Origin of the sequence: Streptomyces sp. HP-A2021 (assembly GCF_022807935.1) — a bacterium.
Taxonomy (GTDB): Bacteria; Actinomycetota; Actinomycetes; order Streptomycetales; family Streptomycetaceae; genus Streptomyces; species Streptomyces afghaniensis.
Map to the genome: position 1 here is coordinate 9,103,623 of NZ_CP094344.1, position 16,275 is coordinate 9,119,897.

The window sequence follows — 16,275 nt, forward strand, 5'->3', positions numbered from 1 at the left end:
TGCGAGCGAAGACGGGTGTTCGGGCGCAGATGGTGTTCGAGTGACAGAGGGGGAGCCGGTGCCGGGCAGACTCAGAGCGCCGACCGGCCGCTACGGCGGCAAGACCGCCGAGGAGCGGCAGGCCGAGCGGCGCCGGCGGTTCCTGGACGCCGCGCTCCAACTGTTCGGCGACACCCCCGGCTTCCGCGCCACCACCGTCGCGGCGCTCAGCGAAGCGGCCGGGCTGTCGACCCGTCAGTTCTACGAGGAGTTCCGCACCCTGGAGGACGTGCTCGCGGCGCTGCACCTCCAGGTCAACGACTGGGCCGAGACGGCGGTGCTGGAGGCGGCGGCCGGTGCGGCGGACCTGCCGCTCGTCGAGCGCGCTACCGCCATCTTCCGGGCCTACGCCGGGAACGTCACCGCCGATCCGCGCCGGATCCGCATCACCTTCGTCGAGATCATCGGCGTCAGCCCGCGCCTGGAGGAGCAGCGGCTCGCCCGCCGGGCCGGCTGGGTAGACCTCATCTGCGCCGAGGCCCGGGCGGCCGCCGCGCGCGGGGAGGCGGCCCCCCGCGACTACCGCCTCGCGGCGACCGGTTTCATCGGCAGCGTCAACGGCCTGCTGCACGACTGGAGCGCCGGCTGGGTCGACGCGACGCTGGACGAGGTCGTCGACGAACTGGTCCGGCAACTGCTGGGGATCCTGCGGCCCCCGGGGTGGAGCCCGGGGCGATGACTCAGACCCGTGTGCGTGTACGTCCGGTTCCGTTCGCCCGGGCTCCGGGGAAGGCCCGCCGGTAGTCGCCGGGTGACACCCCGAGGTGCCTGAGGAAGTGGTGGCGGAGATTGTTGGCCGTGCCGAGGCCGCTCAGCTCCCCGACCTTCTCGATGGGCAGGTCCGTGGACTCCAGCAGTGACCGGGCGCGCCCGAGGCGCTGGTCGAGAAGCCACTGGAGCGGTGTCGTCCCGGTGGCGGCCTGGAGCCGCCGGTAGAACGTGCGGGGGCTCATCGCGGCCCGGCGCGCCAGGTCGGCCACGGTCAGGGGGCGGTCCAGGTTGGCCCGCGCCCAGGCGAGGACGGGCGCCAGGCCCTCGTCGTCGTCGGCCGGCACGGGCAGCTCGATGAACTGCGCCTGTCCGCCCGGCCGGTGGGCGGGCACCACCATGCGGCGCGCCAACTGGTTGGCGACGTGCGCCCCGAGATCGCGCCGCACCAGGTGAAGGCACAGGTCGAGTCCGGCGGTCAGTCCCGCGCTGGTGAGCACGTCGCCGTCGTCCACGTACAGCACCGACGCGTCGACGTGCACCTTCGGGTAGCGCTCGGCCAGCTGTGCGGTGTGCATCCAGTGGGCGGTGGCGCGCCGCCCGTCGAGCAGCCCCGCCTCGGCGAGCGCGAAGGCACCGGTGCACAGGGAGACCATGCGGGCGCCCGCCTCATGAGCCCGGCGCAGGGCGGCGATCAGTTCCCACGGCAGCGGCCTGCCCTCTTCGACGCACGGGTCGGGCACCGACGGCACGATGACCGTATCGGCACCGATCAGGTCGTCCAGCCCGTAGCGGGTGCGCAGGCTCAGTCCGTGGCCGCCCGCCGTACCGTCCCCCTCCTCCTCAGGCCCGGCCCCGGTCCCGCACAGCCGCAGGTCGTACCAGGGATCGGCCAGATCGGGCTGCGGCTTGCCGAACACGGTGCACGGGATGCTCAGTTCGTACAGATCCCACGAGGGGACCCCGATCTCCTCGGTCACGACCACGGCGACAGAACCGGCACTCATGCCCCGCAGCCTATGGCAGGAATTTGGTGGAGGCCGTCACTGCTGTCACTGTTCCCGATCTTCGTGCCCTGCGACCGTGGTCCTACGTGATCACACGTCATCTCGTCATCATCTACGAGGAGTTGAGCATGAACGCAGGACACCGCCCGCCGGTCACCGTCGTCGGACTGGGCTCGATGGGCTCGGCACTGGCCGCCGCGCTGCTGGACCGGGGACACCCCACCACCGTGTGGAACCGTTCCCCGGACAAGGCCCGCCCCCTCGTCGACCGCGGCGCCCGCCTGGCCGGCACCCCCCAGGAGGCGATCGCCGCCTCACCCCTGACCATCGCCTGTGTGCTGGACTACGAGGCGCTGTACACCGTCCTCGACCCGGCCACCGGCGAGCTGGCGGGCAGAACCCTGGTCAACCTCACCTCCGGGTCCCCCGAGCAGGCCCAGGAGGCGGTCAAGTGGGCCGACTCCCACGGGGCCGGTTACCTCGACGGCGCCATCATGACCACCCCGCCCGGCGTCGGCGACCCCGCCATGATGTTCCTCTACAGCGGCTCGCAGGAGGTCTTCGACGCCCACCGCTCCACCCTGGCGTCCCTCGGCGACCCCCTCCACCTCGGCACCGAACCCGGCCTCGCCTCCCTCTACGACGCCGCCCTGCTCGGACTGATGTGGTCCGCCATGACCGGCTGGCTGCACGGCACCGCACTGGTCGGCGCCGAGGGGACGTCCGCCACCGCCTTCACCCCGGTGGCGATCCGCTGGCTGGGCGCGGTGGCGGGCTTCCTCACCACGTACGCGCCCCAGGTGGACGCCGGCCGTTACCCGGGCGACGACGCCACCGTCGACGTGCAGATCGCGGCCATCGACCACCTCATCCACGCGGCGGCGGCCCGCGGCATCGACAACGCGCTGCCCGAGCTCCTGAAGGCCGCCATGCAGAAGGCCGCCGCAGCAGGCCACGGACAGGACAGTTACGCCAGCCTGATCGAGGTCCTGAGGAATCCCGCAGGCAGGGGGGCCTGACGCCGCTACAGCGACACCAGCACCACGAGAGTCACCGCGACCAGAACCGCGCATCCCAGCAGCAGACCGGCCAGCAGCCGTGCGCGAAGCATGCGGTACACCTCCTCGTACTCGCCCCGCAGTTCCTGTCCCCGCCGCGCCGTCCGCTCCCACGAGGCCCGGGCGAGGGCGAGGTGCTCCGCCGCGAACAGCCGCTCCACCTCCTCCCGTTGGGCTTCCGGCAGCCGGTCGAGCCGGGCGGCGAAGCGCGCGGCGGCCGCGCGGGCCTCCTCGTGTGCGGCGGCGGCGAGCAGATGGCCCTCGACGTCGTTGTGGAACGCCCGCAGGTCCACGTCCGCGGGCAGACCCTCCATCGCGGTCATCGGAGCGTCAGTTCCCGCTCCGCCGCCGCGCCGTCCGCATGGTGCAGGTCGAACGCCGGGGACTCACTGCGGATCCGCGGCAGGGTGATGAAGTTGTGCCGCGGCGGCGGGCAGGAGGTCGCCCACTCCAGGGAACGGCCGTAGCCCCACGGGTCGTCGGCCGTGACCCGCTCGCCGTACTTCGCCGTCTTCCACACGTTGTAGAAGAACGGCAGCATCGACATGCCGAGCAGGAACGAGCTGACCGTCGACACCGTGTTCAGCGTCGTCAGGCCCTCCACCGCCAGGTAGTCGGGAATCCGCCGCTGCATGCCCTGAGCGCCCAGCCAGTGCTGGACGAGGAACGTGCCGTGGAAGCCGGTGAACAGCGTCCAGAAAGTGATCTTGCCGAGGCGCTCGTCCAGCATCTTGCCGGTGAACTTCGGCCACCAGAAGTGGAAGCCGGAGAACATCGCGAACACGACCGTCCCGAAGATGACGTAGTGGAAGTGCGCGACCACGAAGTACGAGTCGGAGACGTGGAAGTCGATGGGCGGCGAGGCGAGCAGCACGCCCGTGAGCCCGCCGAACACGAACGTGATCAGGAAGCCGGTCGCCCACAGCATGGGCGTCTCGAACGAGAGGCTTCCGCGCCACATGGTGCCGATCCAGTTGAAGAACTTCACACCGGTCGGGACCGCGATCAGGAAGGTCATGAAGGAGAAGAACGGCAGCAGCACACCGCCGGTGACGTACATGTGGTGCGCCCACACCGTCACGGACAGACCCGCGATCGCGATGGTCGCGCCGATCAGACCCGTGTAACCGAACATCGGCTTGCGGGAGAAGACCGGAATGACCTCGGAGATGATGCCGAAGAACGGCAGCGCGATGATGTACACCTCTGGATGGCCGAAGAACCAGAAGAGGTGTTGCCACAGCAACGCGCCGCCGTTGGCGGAGTCGAAGACGTGCGCACCGAACTTGCGGTCCGCCTCCAGGGCGAACAGCGCCGCGGCCAGGACCGGGAAGGCCAGCAGGACCAGCACACCGGTCAGCAGCACGTTCCAGGTGAAGATCGGCATGCGGAACATGGTCATGCCCGGGGCGCGCATGCAGATGATCGTGGTGATGAAGTTGACCGAGCCGAGGATGGTGCCGAAGCCGGAGAAGGCCAGACCCATGATCCACATGTCGGCGCCGATGCCCGGGGAGCGGACCGCGTCCGAGAGCGGGCTGTAGGCGAACCAGCCGAAGTCGGCCGCGCCCTGCGGCGTGAGGAAGCCCCCGACGGCGATGAGCGAGCCGAACAGGTACAGCCAGTAGGCGAACATGTTCAGCCGGGGGAAGGCCACGTCCGGCGCGCCGATCTGCAGCGGCATGATCCAGTTCGCGAAGCCGGCGAACAGCGGCGTCGCGAACATCAGCAGCATGATCGTGCCGTGCATCGTGAACGCCTGGTTGAACTGCTCGTTCGACATGATCTGCAGACCGGGCCGGGCGAGCTCGGCGCGCATGAACAGCGCCATCACGCCGCCGATGACGAAGAACGCGAACGACGTGGCCAGGTACAGCGTGCCGATCGTCTTGTGATCCGTGGTGGTCAGCCACTTCAGGTGCCTCATGCCCCGCCTGTGTCCGAGCCCCGCCCGGACGTCACACTTCATGGACGCGACGAGCATCACGAGAACCGGGTGTGACGATCGGGAAGGTGCCGGACACGAACGGGACATGAGCAACGACGAGATCTTCGCCGCTGCCTATCGCGAGCACTACTGGGCGGTCAGCCGCTATGTCGCGCGGCGACTGGACGGGCGGGCCGGCGAGGTGGAAGAAGTGGTGGCGGAGGTGTTCACGGTCGCCTGGCGGCGCCGGGCCGACCTGCCCTCCTCCCCGCTGCCCTGGCTGTACGGCGTGGCACGCAACTGCCTGGCCAACGCGGTGCGCGGCCACGGACGCCGCCGCCGGCTCGTCGACCGGCTCGGCAACGAAGACACGGCGCACGGACGGCACATCGCGGCGGGCCCCGAAGCCGACACGCCCGGCGGCTGGGTGCACGAGGCACTCGCGCGGCTGTCCGCGGCCGACCAGGAGGTGCTGCGCCTGACGGCCTGGGAGGAACTCGGCATCGACGAGGTCGCGATCGCCCTCGGCTGCGGCAGGCGGGCCGCCGCGATGCGGCTGCACCGGGCCCGCCGCCGCCTCAGAGCCGAGATCGACGGGATGCGTCCCGCGGGCATGGCGGGCATGGCGGGAACGGGACGCTCACTGGGCGAGGGAGAACGACGATGACCGACGTCCACTCCGCGCCCGGCGTCGCGACGGATGACTGCCCACCGACGGCACGCCTTGTCAGCGCATCGCACGCGCGTGCGCTGCCCGGGGCCGGGGTTGAGTGCGCCGCGTGCCTGCTGTCCGGGACCGGGGTTGAGTGCGCCGCGTGCCTGCTGTCCGGGACCGGGGTTGCTTGCTCCGTTGGCTCCGTTGGCTCCGTTGGTGCCGTTGGTGCCGTTGGTGCCGTTGGTGCCGTTGGTGCCGTGGGTGCGGTGGGTGCCGTGGCCGGGGCCGGCCGTGTCGCACGCGCCCTGTCCGGACATGTCGCACGCGCCCTGACCGCGCCCCCGGCCGGCCGCCGCACTCGGGCCCCGCGCCCTCTGCCCGCCGCCCACGTGAACGCCCCTAAGGAACACGGCCATGGCTGACGAACTCGAACTGCTGCGCGGTGCCAACCCGGTGCCGTCCGACGGCCCCCACTTCGGCGACGGCCCCCTGGACCACGGCGCCGAGCGCCGGCTGGAGCGGCTGCTGCGTGAGCGGCCCTCCCGGCGTCTGCGGGACCGGCTGCTGCCCGGCTCCGGCCGGCCCCGGCCGGCCTGGGGGCTCGTCGCCACGGCCGTCGTCGCCGCCCTCGCGCTGACCCTCGTACTGAGCGGCCCGAACACCACACCGGCGGTCGCCGCACCCCGACCGCTGGTCGTGCAGACCGGATCCACACCCCTGCCCCTGGGCCGGCTGGCCGAGCGCGCCGAACAGGCCGCCGCCGACGGCTCGCCCCGTCTGCGCAAGGGCACGCACGTGCAGTCCTGGAGCATGGGCATGTCGGACGACAAGGCCCCGATCACCCTGCCCGAGGAGCGCATCGTGCGCTGGCAGGCCGACGGCAGTCACACGGAGCTCGTCGTCGCGACCGACCCGAGACACCCGGGTCGCCCCGTCCTCTCCGGCGCGGGCGGCGAGCCGCACCTCGTCGACGACGGGCACGTCCTCAGCGACCAGACCTATCCGCCGAGCTGGAGCGACGCCCCGCCCCAGTCCCCGCCGCCGCACGACCCCGCCCGGCTGCGCGCCTATCTGACGGAGGCTCAGTACACGGACACTCCGCTGACCACGCCGCAGCTGCTGGACGCCGTCAAGGTGCTGCTCGACCACTGGACCCTCGGCGCCCGGGAGACCGCGGCCCTGGCCCGTCTCCTTGCCGGCGCCGAGGGGCTGCGGCCCGTCGGCCAGGTGACCGACCGCCTCGGGCGACGCGGTCAGGCGTACGTGTACGACGGCCCCGGCGCCCACCACATGCTGATCATGGACCCGGTCACCGGTGCCGTCCTCGGCCTGGAGACGACCTTCTCCACCGCCGAACCCGAGTACGGCGTCAAGAAGGGCGACGTCATGTCGTACAGCGCATGGATGCGCTGATCACACCCGGGCGGCAGCGTCGCGATGGCCATCGGGCCGGCGGTGACCCGGGCTCTGTCAGGCCGACGAGCCGTGACTGCCTACGAGGGGGTGGCGAGGAACTCGAGCGTGTCGATCACGCGGTTCGAGAAGCCCCACTCGTTGTCGTACCAGGCGACCACCTTGACGTGGCGGCCGTCGACGCGGGTGAGGGCCGAGTCGAAGATCGACGAGGCGGGATTGCCCGTGATGTCGGACGACACGAGCGGGTCGTCCGAGTACTCGAGGATGCCGGCGAGCGGCCCCTGCGCCGCGGCGCGGTATGCCGCCAGCACGTCGTCGCGCGTCACGTCGCGGGCGACGGACGTGTTGAGTTCGACGATCGAGCCCACCGGCACCGGCACGCGGATCGAGTCGCCCGACAGCTTGCCTTCGAGGTTCGGCAGCACCAGGCCGATCGCCTTGGCGGCGCCGGTCGTGGTCGGCACGATGTTGACGCCTGCGGCCCGGGCGCGACGGGCGTCGCGGTGCGGACCGTCCTGCAGGTTCTGCTCCTGCGTGTAGGCGTGCACCGTCGTCATGAACCCGTGCTCGATACCGGCGAGTTCATCGAGGACCGCGGCCAGCGGCGCGAGTGCGTTGGTGGTGCAGGAGGCGTTCGAGACGATCGTGTGCAGGTCCGGGTCGTAGGCGTCGGTGTTGACCCCGAACGCGAGCGTGACGTCGGCGCCGTCCGACGGCGCGCTGACGAGGACCTTCTTCGCGCCCGCGTCGAGGTGGGCCCGGGCGGCCTTGGCCGAGGTGAAGCGGCCGGTGGCCTCCAGGACGATGTCGACGCCGAGTTCGGCCCACGGCAGCTGCGCCGGTTCGCGCTCGGCCAGCACCGTGATCCGGCGGCCGTCGACGACGAGGGCGTCCCCGTCGGCGGTCACCGGGCGCCCGAGCCGGCCGGCCGTGCTGTCGTAGGCGAGCAGCCGGGCGAGAGTGGCGGGCTCCGTCAGGTCGTTGACGGCGACGACCTCGAGGGCGCTGTCGCGCTCCAGCAGTGCGCGCAGCACATTGCGTCCGATGCGGCCGAACCCATTGATGGCGATGCGAGTCATGTGTGATGTCCCTTCCCTTCCCCACCAGGCTCGCCCGCGGCCGGCGCCGCTGACAGTGGCGGAATCGCCACGGTTCAAAAGGATCCCGCCACAGCCCGCCACACGACCGCCACACCCCGTCACACGGTGCCGGGCGGGTCACTCACCCCGGGTGAAGGTCCGCCGGTACTCACTCGGTGTGGTGCCGAGGATGCGCTGGAAGTGCAGGCGCAGGTTCGCACCGGTGCCGAGCCCGACGTCGGTGGCGATCTGTTCGACACTGAGCTGCGAGCGCTCCAGCAGTTCGCGGGCCAGGTCGATGCGGGCGCGCATCACCCACTGCATCGGCGTGTAGCCGGTCTCCTCGACGAAGCGCCGGGAGAACGTGCGCGGCGAGACCCCCGCCTGCCGCGCCAGTACGTCGAGGGTGAGGGGCTCGCCGAGCCGGTGCAGCGCCCACTCGCGGGTGGCGGCGAACCGCTCGCCGAGCGGCTCGGGGACGCTGCGCGGCACGTACTGGGCCTGGCCGCCGCTGCGGTAGGGGGCGGCGACCAGACGCCGGGCCGCGTGGTTGGACGCGGCCACTCCGAGGTCGCCGCGCAGGATGTGCAGGCACAGGTCGATGCCGGAGGCGGCGCCGGCCGAGGTGAGCACGCTGCCCTCGTCGACGAACAGCACGTTCTCGTCGACCCGGACGAGCGGATGCCTGGCCATGAGGGCCCGCGTGTAGTGCCAGTGCGTCGTGGCACGCCTGCCGTCGAGCAGGCCCGTGGCGGCGAGCGCGAAGGCACCCGTCGAGATGGCGGCGAGCCGGGCGCCCCGGTCATGGGCGGCGATCAGTGCCTCGACGACGGCCTGAGGCGGGTCGTCGCGGTCCGGGAACCGGTAGCCGGGGACGAAGACGATGTCGGCCCACGCCAGCGCGTCGAGGCCGTCGGCGACGTAGTACGCGAGGCCGTCGCCGCCGGTCACGAGACCGGGTGTCGCCCCGCACACCCGCACCTCGTACGGCATGCTCGCGCGGGTCGTGAAGACCTGCGCGGGAATTCCGACATCGAGCGGCTTCGCACCCTCGAGCACAAGGACGGCGACGCGATGCAGGCGGGAGGCTGGCACAGGAAGAGGTTACGTTGATCTCCTCCTGCTCCTACTCGTCCCAGGCCTGGACCAGGGTCTGCTCGGTGATCTTGCCGTCCCGCAGCGACAGCATGGACTCGGACAGGACGCGCACACCGTCCGCGTACTCGCAGCTCTCGCTGTAGGCGGCCTCGTCGCCCTGGATGACGCAGCGCTCCAGCTTGTGCGTCATGTCGCGGCTGTAGACGTCCTCCAGCATCCGGCTGATCTCGTCCCGGCCGTGCAGGACCTTGGGGTGGCTGGGCTGGGTCGTGTGGTCGACGATGCGGAACTCCGCGTCGTCCGCGTAGAGCGAGAGCAGAATGTCCGGGCTCTGTTCGACACCCTGGCGCAGGGTCTCTCTGTCGAAGGCGGGGTCTGCCGCGGTTCCCATGATGACCTCCTTCGAAGGGCCGCGACCCGGTCGGAAGCGGGCCGCGAGGGGTCCCTCCTGTCGAGGCTCCTCCCGTCCGGCGGGCTCGGCAAACGGAGCCGGACCACTGAGCCTGAGAGGGGAGCGGAACCGCCCGCCCGTGTCCCCGCCCGCAGTCTCAGTCCTCCGCGGCCAGGAACTGCGTCGCGGCCAGCTCGGCGTAGAGCGGGTCGGCGGTCACGAGCTCACGGTGCGTGCCGACCGCCCGGACCCGGCCCGCGTCCATCACCACGATCCGGTCGGCCATCGTCACCGTGGACAGCCGGTGCGCCACCACGAGGACCGTGGTCGTACGGGCCACGGCCGCGACGGTGTCGCGCAGCGCCGCCTCGTTGACCGCGTCCAACTGCGAGGTCGCCTCGTCGAGCAGGAGCAGCCGGGGGTGGCGCAGCAGCGCCCGGGCGATGGCGACCCGCTGGCGCTCGCCGCCCGACAGCTTGGTGCCACGATGCCCGACGAGCGTGTCGAGGCCGGCGGGCAGCCGGGAGACCAGACCGTCGAGACGGGTCGTCTTCAAAACCCGCGCGAGGGCGTCGTCGTCCGCCTCCGGGTTGCCCAGCAGCAGGTTGTCGCGCAGGGAGCCCGACAGGACCGGCGCGTCCTGCTCCACGTAGCCGATCGCGGCGCGCAGTTGCGTCAGCTCCCAGTCGGCGAGGTCGCGTCCGTCGAGCGTGATCACCCCGGAATCCGGCTCGTAGAACCGCTCGATCAGCGAGAAGACGGTGGTCTTGCCGGCGCCGGACGGGCCCACGAACGCCGTCATGCCCTGCGCGGGTACGGCGAAGGTCACGCCGTGGTGGACGTACGGCAGATCGTCGGCGTAGCGGAAGCGGACGTCGTCGAAGGCGAGGGCGGCGGGCCGCGCGCCGGGGGAGGGGAGCGGGGCGGACGCGGTCGTCGGCTCGGCGGGCAGCCGCAGCGCCTCCTGGATGCGGGTGAGGGCCGCGGCGCCCGTCTGGTACTGCGTGACGGCGCCGACGACCTGCTGTATCGGCGACATCAGGTAGAAGACGAACAGCAGGAACGCGACCAGCGTGCCCACGTCGATCGCGCCGGTCGCCACGCGCGCGCCGCCCACCGCGAGCACCGTGATGAAGGCGATCTGCATGGCGAGCCCCGCCGTGTTGCCCGCGGCCGCCGACCACTTGGCGGCCCGCACGCTCTGCCGCCACGACTCCTGCGCCGCCTCGTGCAGCGTGCGTTCCTCCCGGTGCTCGGCACCGGACGCCTTCACGGTGCGCAGGGCGCCGAGGATCCGCTCCAGCGAGGCACCCATGACACCCACCGCGTCCTGCGCCTGCCGGCTCGCCTTGTTGATACGCGGCACGATCACGCCGAGGATCACGCCCGCGCCCACGATCACGGCCAGGGTGACGCCCAGCAGCACGGGCTCCACGAGGCCCATCATCACCACCGTCGCGACGAGCGTGAGTCCGCCCGTGCCCAGCCCGACCAGCGAGTCGGTGGTGACCGCACGCAGCAGGGTGGTGTCCGAGGTGATGCGGGCCATCAGGTCGCCGGGTTCGCTGCGGTCCACGGCCGTGATCCGCAGCCTCAGCAGATACGACGACAGGGCGCGCCGCGCGCCGAGCACCACCGACTCGGCGGTGCGCTGCAACACGTACGAACCCAGCGCGCCGACCGCCGCGTTGGTCACGACCAGGGCCGACATCGCCAGCAGCGCGCCGGTGATCGCCCTGTCGTGCGCCAGATCGTCGATCAGGCCCCGCGCCACGAGCGGCAGCATCAGCCCGGTCGCCCCGGTGACCAGCGAGAGCACGGCACCGGCGAACAGGGAACGGCGGTGCGGCCGTACGTATCCGAGGAGCAGCCGCCAGGCGGGTGTCCCGGTCTCGGTCTCTGCGATGCTCACGTCGCTCCTTCGGCGTCGGGCGGAGCTGTCAGGTTACGGGGCCCGCCAGGGGCGGTGCCCCGCCTTTTCGGGCACCGTGTGAGCTGGGGATACGGCGCCGCGGGTGGCCGATCCTCATCCCTTACCGATCAGTCGCGCGTAGGGTCGGAAAGGAAGGCATCCGGGCCGACGAAGGAGTCAGCATGGCGCAGGAAGTACGCGGTGTGATCGCACCGGGCAAGGACGAGCCGGTACGGATCGAGACCATCGTCGTGCCCGATCCCGGCCCGGGGGAGGCGGTGGTGCGCGTCCAGGCCTGCGGGGTGTGCCACACCGATCTGCACTACAAGCAGGGCGGCATCAGCGACGACTTCCCCTTCCTGCTCGGCCACGAGGCCGCGGGCGTGGTCGAGGCGGTCGGCGACGGCGTCACCGACGTCGAACCCGGTGACTTCGTGATCCTCAACTGGCGTGCCGTGTGCGGGAAATGCCGCGCCTGTCTACGCGGGCGGCCCTGGTACTGCTTCGACACCCACAACGCCGGGCAGAAGATGACCCTGAGCGACGGTACCGAGCTGTCCCCTGCCCTCGGCATCGGTGCCTTCGCCGAGAAGACCCTCGTCGCGGCCGGGCAGTGCACCAAGGTCGACCCGACCGTCGCCCCGCAGGTGGCCGGGCTGCTCGGCTGCGGCGTCATGGCCGGCATCGGCGCCGCGATCAACACCGGGAACGTCGGCCGGGGCGACACGGTCGCCGTCATCGGCTGCGGAGGCGTCGGCGACGCCGCCATCGCCGGCTCGCACCTGGCCGGAGCAGCGAAGATCATCGCCGTCGACATCGACGACCGCAAGCTGGAGACCGCCCGGACCATGGGCGCCACCCACACCGTCAACTCCCGCGAGACCGACCCGGTCGAGGCGATCCGCGAACTCACCGGCGGCTTCGGCGCCGACGTCGTCATCGAGGCCGTCGGCCGCCCGGAGACGTACAAGCAGGCCTTCTACGCCCGCGACCTCGCCGGCACGGTCGTCCTGGTCGGCGTGCCCACCCCCGAGATGAAACTCGAACTGCCGCTGCTGGACGTGTTCGGCCGGGGCGGGGCGCTGAAGTCGTCGTGGTACGGCGACTGCCTGCCCTCCCGCGACTTCCCCATGCTGATCGACCTGCACCTGCAAGGACGCCTGGACCTCGGGGCGTTCGTCACCGAGACCATCCAGCTCGACGAGGTGGAGAAGGCGTTCGAGCGGATGCACCACGGCGACGTGCTGCGCTCGGTGGTGGTGCTGTGATGGCCCCGCGCGTCGAACACCTCGTCACCTCCGGGCAGTTCAGCCTCGACGGCGGCACCTGGGACGTCGACAACAACGTCTGGATCGTCGGCGACGACCACGAGGCGATCGTCATCGACGCCGCGCACGACGCCGACGCCATCGCCGCGGCTGTCGGGGACCGCCGGCTCGCGGCCATCGTGTGCACCCACGCCCACAACGACCACATCGACGCCGCCCCCGCCCTCGCCGAGCGCACCGGGGCCACCATCTGGCTGCACCACGACGACCTGCCGCTGTGGAAGCAGACCCACCCGGACCGCGAGCCCGACGCCTGGCTGGTCGACGGCCAGGTGATCGAGGCCGGCGGCGCCGACCTGCGCGTCCTGCACACCCCGGGGCACGCGCCCGGCGCGGTGTGCCTGTACGACCCCGGGCTCGCCACCGTCTTCACCGGCGACACCCTCTTCCAGGGCGGCCCCGGCGCCACCGGCCGGTCCTTCTCGCACTTCCCGACGATCATCGACTCGATCCGCGACCGCCTCCTCACGCTGCCGCCCGAGACGAAGGTCCTCACCGGCCACGGAGACTCCACGACCATCGGGGCGGAGGCCCCCCACCTCCAGGAGTGGATCGCCCGCGGCCACTGACCGCGTGTCGCCCGTAAAAGGCGACAGAAGATGTCGGGCTTACCCGTCACCCTGGAAGCGACAAGCAGCCACGGTCACGGGAGGTCGGACATGTCAGCTCCACTGAAGGGCAAGGTCGCACTGGTCGCCGGAGCGACCCGGGGCGCGGGACGGGGCATGGCGGTGGAACTCGGAGCGGCAGGCGCCACCGTCTACGTCACCGGCCGCAGCACCCGCGCCCGCCGCTCGGAGTACGACCGGCCCGAGACCATCGAGGACACCGCCGACCTGGTCACCGAGGCCGGCGGGCAGGGCATCGCCGTACCCACCGACCACCTCGACCCGGCGCAGGTCCGCGCCCTCGTCGACCGCATCGCCGACGAACAGGGCCGCCTCGACGTCCTGGTCAACGACATCTGGGGCGGCGAGAAGCTCTTCGAGTGGGAGAGCCGGCTCTGGGAGCACGACCTCGACAACGGCCTGCGCCTGCTCAGACTCGCGGTCGAGACGCACGCCATCACCAGCCACCACGCCCTGCCCCTGCTGCTGCGCAACCCCGGCGGCCTGGTCGTCGAGGTCACCGACGGAACCGCCGACTACAACGGCGACCACTACCGCGTGAACTTCTTCTACGACCTCGCCAAGGCGTCCGTCCTGCGCATGGCCTTCGCCCTCGCCCACGAACTCGGCCCGCGCGGCGCCACCGCCGTCGCCCTCACCCCCGGCTGGCTGCGCTCGGAGATCATGCTGGAGACCTACGGGGTACGCGAGGACAACTGGCGCGACGCACTGGAGCGCGTCCCCCACTTCGCCATCTCGGAGACCCCGCGCTACGTGGGGCGGGCCGTCGCGGCGCTCGCCGCCGACCCGGACGTGGCGCGCTGGAACGGCCGCTCCCTCTCCAGCGGCGGCCTCGCCCAGGAGTACGGCTTCACCGACCTCGACGGCAGCCGCCCGGACGCCTGGCGCTACCTCGTCGAGGTGCAGGACGCGGGCAAGCCGGCCGACACGACCGGCTACCGGTGAGAAGCCGGCCGAGTGGTGAGGTATGTCACCGTTTCGTCGCAGGCTGGAACACCGCACAACCGAACGCCCCGCACGCCCGTCTAGCTGGCAGGGATCGCAGACCATGTGACCACTTCCGAAAGGGCATGACCAACCATGGGGGACGTACGCAGACGGGGCGCCGTCGCACTCGGGATCACCGCGCTGGTGGCACCGCTCACACTCGCACTCGGTGCCAGTCCGGCCGCGGCCGCGAGCTGCACCACGCAGACCGGGCCGTACCAGAAGCAGGTCGAGAAGTTCCTGGGCCGCCCGGTCGACGGCAAGCAGTCCGCCGCCGACTGCAAGGCGATCCAGGCCTTCCAGACCAAGCACGGCATCTCCCCGAACGCCGGCTACGCCGGGCCCGTCACCTGGGGCGTGATGGACCTGATGCAGAAGCAGAAGGCCGTCGGGAAGAACCCCAACAAGGACGGCAAGTGCCCGGTGAACAAGGGCCGGATCGCCTGTGTGAACCTGAGCCTCCAGCTGAGCTGGATCCAGGACGGCAAGAAGCTCGTCTACGGCCCCGTCCCCGTCCGCACCGGCCGCAACGGCTACGAGACCCGCACCGGCCTGAAGAAGATCTACTGGCGCAACATCGACCACGTCTCGTCCATCTACGACGTGCCGATGCCCTACGCCCAGTTCTTCGACGGCGGCCAGGCCTTCCACTCGGTCGGCGTCAGCATGTGGAACCCGCCGGGCTCGCACGGCTGCGTCAACATGACCAAGACCGACGCGAAGAAGTACTGGTCGCTGCTGAAGAAGAACGACGACGTCTTCGTGTACGGCCGCAAGCCGGGCACCTGATCCAGGCACCCGGCTCGGACCGGCCCCTTACTGCGGTGCGTCCCCGAAGTCCGGGATGTCCAGCCGTACTCCACCCTGCCGCGCGGACTCGTGCGCGATGATGCCCGGCAGGGTGTAGCGGGCGGCCACCCACGCGTTCACCGACGGCAGGGTGCGCGTGTTGACGGCGGTCACGAAGTCGTCCACCAGGAAGTGGTGGCTGCCCTCGTGGCCGTTGTGGAGATTGTCGAACTCCCTCGGCAGCCGCGCACGGTCGTGCACGGGAGCCGATCCGGAGGTGAACGCGGCCCGCAGCTCCGGCGCGATGTGCTGCAGCGACGGGTCGTCGGGCGCCATGGTGGGCTTGGGCTCCAGCAGTTCGCTGATGTCCTTCACGCCCTGTTTGTCCTGCCACAGGGCGACCGTGGCGAGCTGCTCCATGCTCGCCTCGGTCCCGAAGAAGCGGAAGCGCGACTCCCGTATGTGCGAGGGGTAGCCGACCCGCCGGAACTCGTTCGTCCGGAACGAGCCGCCGCCCGCCACCTCGAACAGCGCCGTGGCGTTGGAGAAGTCGTTGCCGAACTGGCTGATCTCCTTGTCGAAGACGCCGTCGCCGCGGTCGTCGACGACACCGATCGCGGACACGCTGACCGCGTGCGTCCGCCAGGCGCCCAGCACCCCGCCGACCGCGTGCGTCGGGTACAGCAGTGGGGGATAGCTGGCGGTGGCCTTCCAGTTCTCGCCGCCGCTGTACTGGTATGCCTCGTAGAACCCGAGGTCCATGTCGTGGACGTAGTCGCCCTCGGCGTAGAACAGCCGCCCGAAGGCGCCCTCGGCGATCTGGTTGCGGGCGTGGACCGTCGCCGGGTTGTACTCGCTGGTCTCGCCCATCATGTACGTCAGCCCGGTGGCCTTGACGGCGTCGATGATCGCCGCGATCTCCTCCGTGCTGATCGCCATGGGGACCGCGGAGTACACGTGCTTGCCGGCGTTGAGACCCTGGATCACCAGCGGCCCGTGCGTCCACCGCTGGGTGAAGATCGCGACGGCGTCGACGTCCTCCGACTCCAGCATGGCCTGGTACGACGGGAAGGTGCCGGCGAGGCCCTGCGCGGCGGCGAGTTGTTCGGCCCTCTCGGGCAGCAGGTCGGTGACGTAGACGGCGCTGACGCCGGGATGGGCCTGGAACAGCGTGGCGAACTGGCCCGAGAACTGTCCGGCGCCGACGATGCCGATGGAGAACGTCATGTAAGGCGTGCCCTTCTTAGGTCGG

General features: G+C 71.1%; 16 protein-coding genes. 8 read left to right on the forward strand and 8 right to left on the reverse strand.

Translation table 11 applies throughout. The features are described from left to right. Positions 1-58: 58 nt before the first annotated feature. Positions 59-718, forward strand: a complete 660-nt coding sequence (locus MQE23_RS40950; protein ID WP_243382923.1) for a TetR/AcrR family transcriptional regulator — start codon at positions 59-61, stop codon at positions 716-718. Between the two features lies 1 nt (position 719). On the opposite strand, the gene MQE23_RS40955 is transcribed toward MQE23_RS40950, so the two are convergent. Next, positions 720-1,754 carry a helix-turn-helix domain-containing protein gene (locus tag MQE23_RS40955; protein ID WP_243381833.1) on the reverse strand — a complete coding sequence of 345 codons (1,035 nt, stop codon included), beginning with the start codon at positions 1,752-1,754 and terminating at the stop codon, positions 720-722. A 128-nt stretch (positions 1,755-1,882) separates the two neighbouring features. On the opposite strand from MQE23_RS40955, the gene MQE23_RS40960 reads away from it, so the two are divergent. Continuing rightward, positions 1,883-2,773, forward strand: a complete 891-nt coding sequence (locus tag MQE23_RS40960; RefSeq protein WP_243381835.1) for an NAD(P)-binding domain-containing protein — start codon at positions 1,883-1,885, stop codon at positions 2,771-2,773. 5 nt (positions 2,774-2,778) lie between these two features. On the opposite strand, the gene MQE23_RS40965 is transcribed toward MQE23_RS40960, so the two are convergent. Together MQE23_RS40965 and ctaD are read right to left on the reverse strand one after the other, a co-directional pair. Further along, positions 2,779-3,135 carry a hypothetical protein gene (locus MQE23_RS40965; RefSeq protein WP_020272086.1) on the reverse strand — a complete coding sequence of 119 codons (357 nt, stop codon included), beginning with the start codon at positions 3,133-3,135 and terminating at the stop codon, positions 2,779-2,781. Further along, a complete protein-coding gene (gene ctaD, locus MQE23_RS40970; protein WP_243381837.1) occupies positions 3,132-4,739 on the reverse strand; it encodes a cytochrome c oxidase subunit I in 1,608 nt (535 codons plus the stop codon). Before ctaD ends, MQE23_RS40965 begins: the two co-directional genes overlap by 4 nt. Positions 4,740-4,845: 106 nt before the next feature. Between ctaD and MQE23_RS40975 the strand changes: the two genes are divergently transcribed. Further along, positions 4,846-5,406, forward strand: a complete 561-nt coding sequence (locus MQE23_RS40975) for a sigma-70 family RNA polymerase sigma factor (RefSeq protein WP_020271190.1) — start codon at positions 4,846-4,848, stop codon at positions 5,404-5,406. Between the two features lie 402 nt (positions 5,407-5,808). Beyond that, a complete protein-coding gene (locus MQE23_RS40980) occupies positions 5,809-6,807 on the forward strand; it encodes a CU044_5270 family protein (protein ID WP_243381838.1) in 999 nt (332 codons plus the stop codon). An 80-nt stretch (positions 6,808-6,887) separates the two neighbouring features. Here the strand turns inward: MQE23_RS40980 and gap are convergent, their stop codons facing one another. The 4 genes from gap to MQE23_RS41000 form a co-directional block, all read right to left on the reverse strand. Further along, positions 6,888-7,889 (reverse strand): type I glyceraldehyde-3-phosphate dehydrogenase, encoded by a 1,002-nt coding sequence (gap, locus tag MQE23_RS40985; protein WP_020271192.1) that lies wholly within the window; start codon positions 7,887-7,889, stop codon positions 6,888-6,890. A 138-nt stretch (positions 7,890-8,027) separates the two neighbouring features. Then, a complete protein-coding gene (locus MQE23_RS40990) occupies positions 8,028-8,984 on the reverse strand; it encodes a helix-turn-helix domain-containing protein (RefSeq protein WP_243381840.1) in 957 nt (318 codons plus the stop codon). Between the two features lie 31 nt (positions 8,985-9,015). Continuing rightward, positions 9,016-9,378 carry a nuclear transport factor 2 family protein gene (locus tag MQE23_RS40995; RefSeq protein WP_020271194.1) on the reverse strand — a complete coding sequence of 121 codons (363 nt, stop codon included), beginning with the start codon at positions 9,376-9,378 and terminating at the stop codon, positions 9,016-9,018. Between the two features lie 157 nt (positions 9,379-9,535). Beyond that, positions 9,536-11,290 carry an ABC transporter ATP-binding protein gene (locus tag MQE23_RS41000; RefSeq protein WP_020271195.1) on the reverse strand — a complete coding sequence of 585 codons (1,755 nt, stop codon included), beginning with the start codon at positions 11,288-11,290 and terminating at the stop codon, positions 9,536-9,538. 182 nt (positions 11,291-11,472) lie between these two features. Here MQE23_RS41000 and MQE23_RS41005 point away from each other — a divergent pair, with 182 nt between their 5' ends. From MQE23_RS41005 to MQE23_RS41020, 4 genes are all read left to right on the forward strand, one after another. Continuing rightward, entirely contained in the window at positions 11,473-12,558 is a 1,086-nt protein-coding gene (locus tag MQE23_RS41005) for an S-(hydroxymethyl)mycothiol dehydrogenase (protein ID WP_243381841.1), read from the forward strand. Continuing rightward, positions 12,558-13,187 carry an MBL fold metallo-hydrolase gene (locus tag MQE23_RS41010; protein WP_243381843.1) on the forward strand — a complete coding sequence of 210 codons (630 nt, stop codon included), beginning with the start codon at positions 12,558-12,560 and terminating at the stop codon, positions 13,185-13,187. The genes MQE23_RS41005 and MQE23_RS41010 overlap by 1 nt, the downstream gene beginning before the upstream one ends. 90 nt (positions 13,188-13,277) lie before the next feature. Continuing rightward, positions 13,278-14,192, forward strand: coding sequence for an SDR family oxidoreductase (locus MQE23_RS41015; protein ID WP_020271199.1), 915 nt, complete (start codon positions 13,278-13,280; stop codon positions 14,190-14,192). A 135-nt stretch (positions 14,193-14,327) separates the two neighbouring features. Beyond that, on the forward strand, positions 14,328-15,023 hold the full coding sequence (locus MQE23_RS41020; RefSeq protein WP_020271200.1) for a L,D-transpeptidase: 696 nt from the start codon (positions 14,328-14,330) through the stop codon (positions 15,021-15,023). 27 nt (positions 15,024-15,050) lie between these two features. Here MQE23_RS41020 and MQE23_RS41025 read toward each other — a convergent pair whose 3' ends face one another. Then, complete coding sequence (locus MQE23_RS41025; protein WP_243381844.1) at positions 15,051-16,250, reverse strand: Gfo/Idh/MocA family oxidoreductase; 1,200 nt, start codon at positions 16,248-16,250, stop codon at positions 15,051-15,053. Positions 16,251-16,275 lie beyond the last annotated feature (25 nt).

What these genes read in the sequence shown, in the direction of transcription:
- MQE23_RS41010 (WP_243381843.1), top strand. Translation starts at nt 12,558, where the DNA reads ATGGCCCCGCGCGTCGAACACCTCGTCACCTCCGGGCAGTTCAGCCTC.
- MQE23_RS40965 (WP_020272086.1), bottom strand. Translation starts at nt 3,135, where the DNA reads ATGACCGCGATGGAGGGTCTGCCCGCGGACGTGGACCTGCGGGCGTTC.
- MQE23_RS41020 (WP_020271200.1), top strand. Translation starts at nt 14,328, where the DNA reads ATGGGGGACGTACGCAGACGGGGCGCCGTCGCACTCGGGATCACCGCG.
- MQE23_RS40975 (WP_020271190.1), top strand. Translation starts at nt 4,846, where the DNA reads ATGAGCAACGACGAGATCTTCGCCGCTGCCTATCGCGAGCACTACTGG.
- MQE23_RS41025 (WP_243381844.1), bottom strand. Translation starts at nt 16,250, where the DNA reads ATGACGTTCTCCATCGGCATCGTCGGCGCCGGACAGTTCTCGGGCCAG.
- ctaD (WP_243381837.1), bottom strand. Translation starts at nt 4,739, where the DNA reads ATGAGGCACCTGAAGTGGCTGACCACCACGGATCACAAGACGATCGGC.
- MQE23_RS40995 (WP_020271194.1), bottom strand. Translation starts at nt 9,378, where the DNA reads ATGGGAACCGCGGCAGACCCCGCCTTCGACAGAGAGACCCTGCGCCAG.
- gap (WP_020271192.1), bottom strand. Translation starts at nt 7,889, where the DNA reads ATGACTCGCATCGCCATCAATGGGTTCGGCCGCATCGGACGCAATGTG.
- MQE23_RS40960 (WP_243381835.1), top strand. Translation starts at nt 1,883, where the DNA reads ATGAACGCAGGACACCGCCCGCCGGTCACCGTCGTCGGACTGGGCTCG.
- MQE23_RS40955 (WP_243381833.1), bottom strand. Translation starts at nt 1,754, where the DNA reads ATGAGTGCCGGTTCTGTCGCCGTGGTCGTGACCGAGGAGATCGGGGTC.
- MQE23_RS41015 (WP_020271199.1), top strand. Translation starts at nt 13,278, where the DNA reads ATGTCAGCTCCACTGAAGGGCAAGGTCGCACTGGTCGCCGGAGCGACC.
- MQE23_RS41005 (WP_243381841.1), top strand. Translation starts at nt 11,473, where the DNA reads ATGGCGCAGGAAGTACGCGGTGTGATCGCACCGGGCAAGGACGAGCCG.
- MQE23_RS40980 (WP_243381838.1), top strand. Translation starts at nt 5,809, where the DNA reads ATGGCTGACGAACTCGAACTGCTGCGCGGTGCCAACCCGGTGCCGTCC.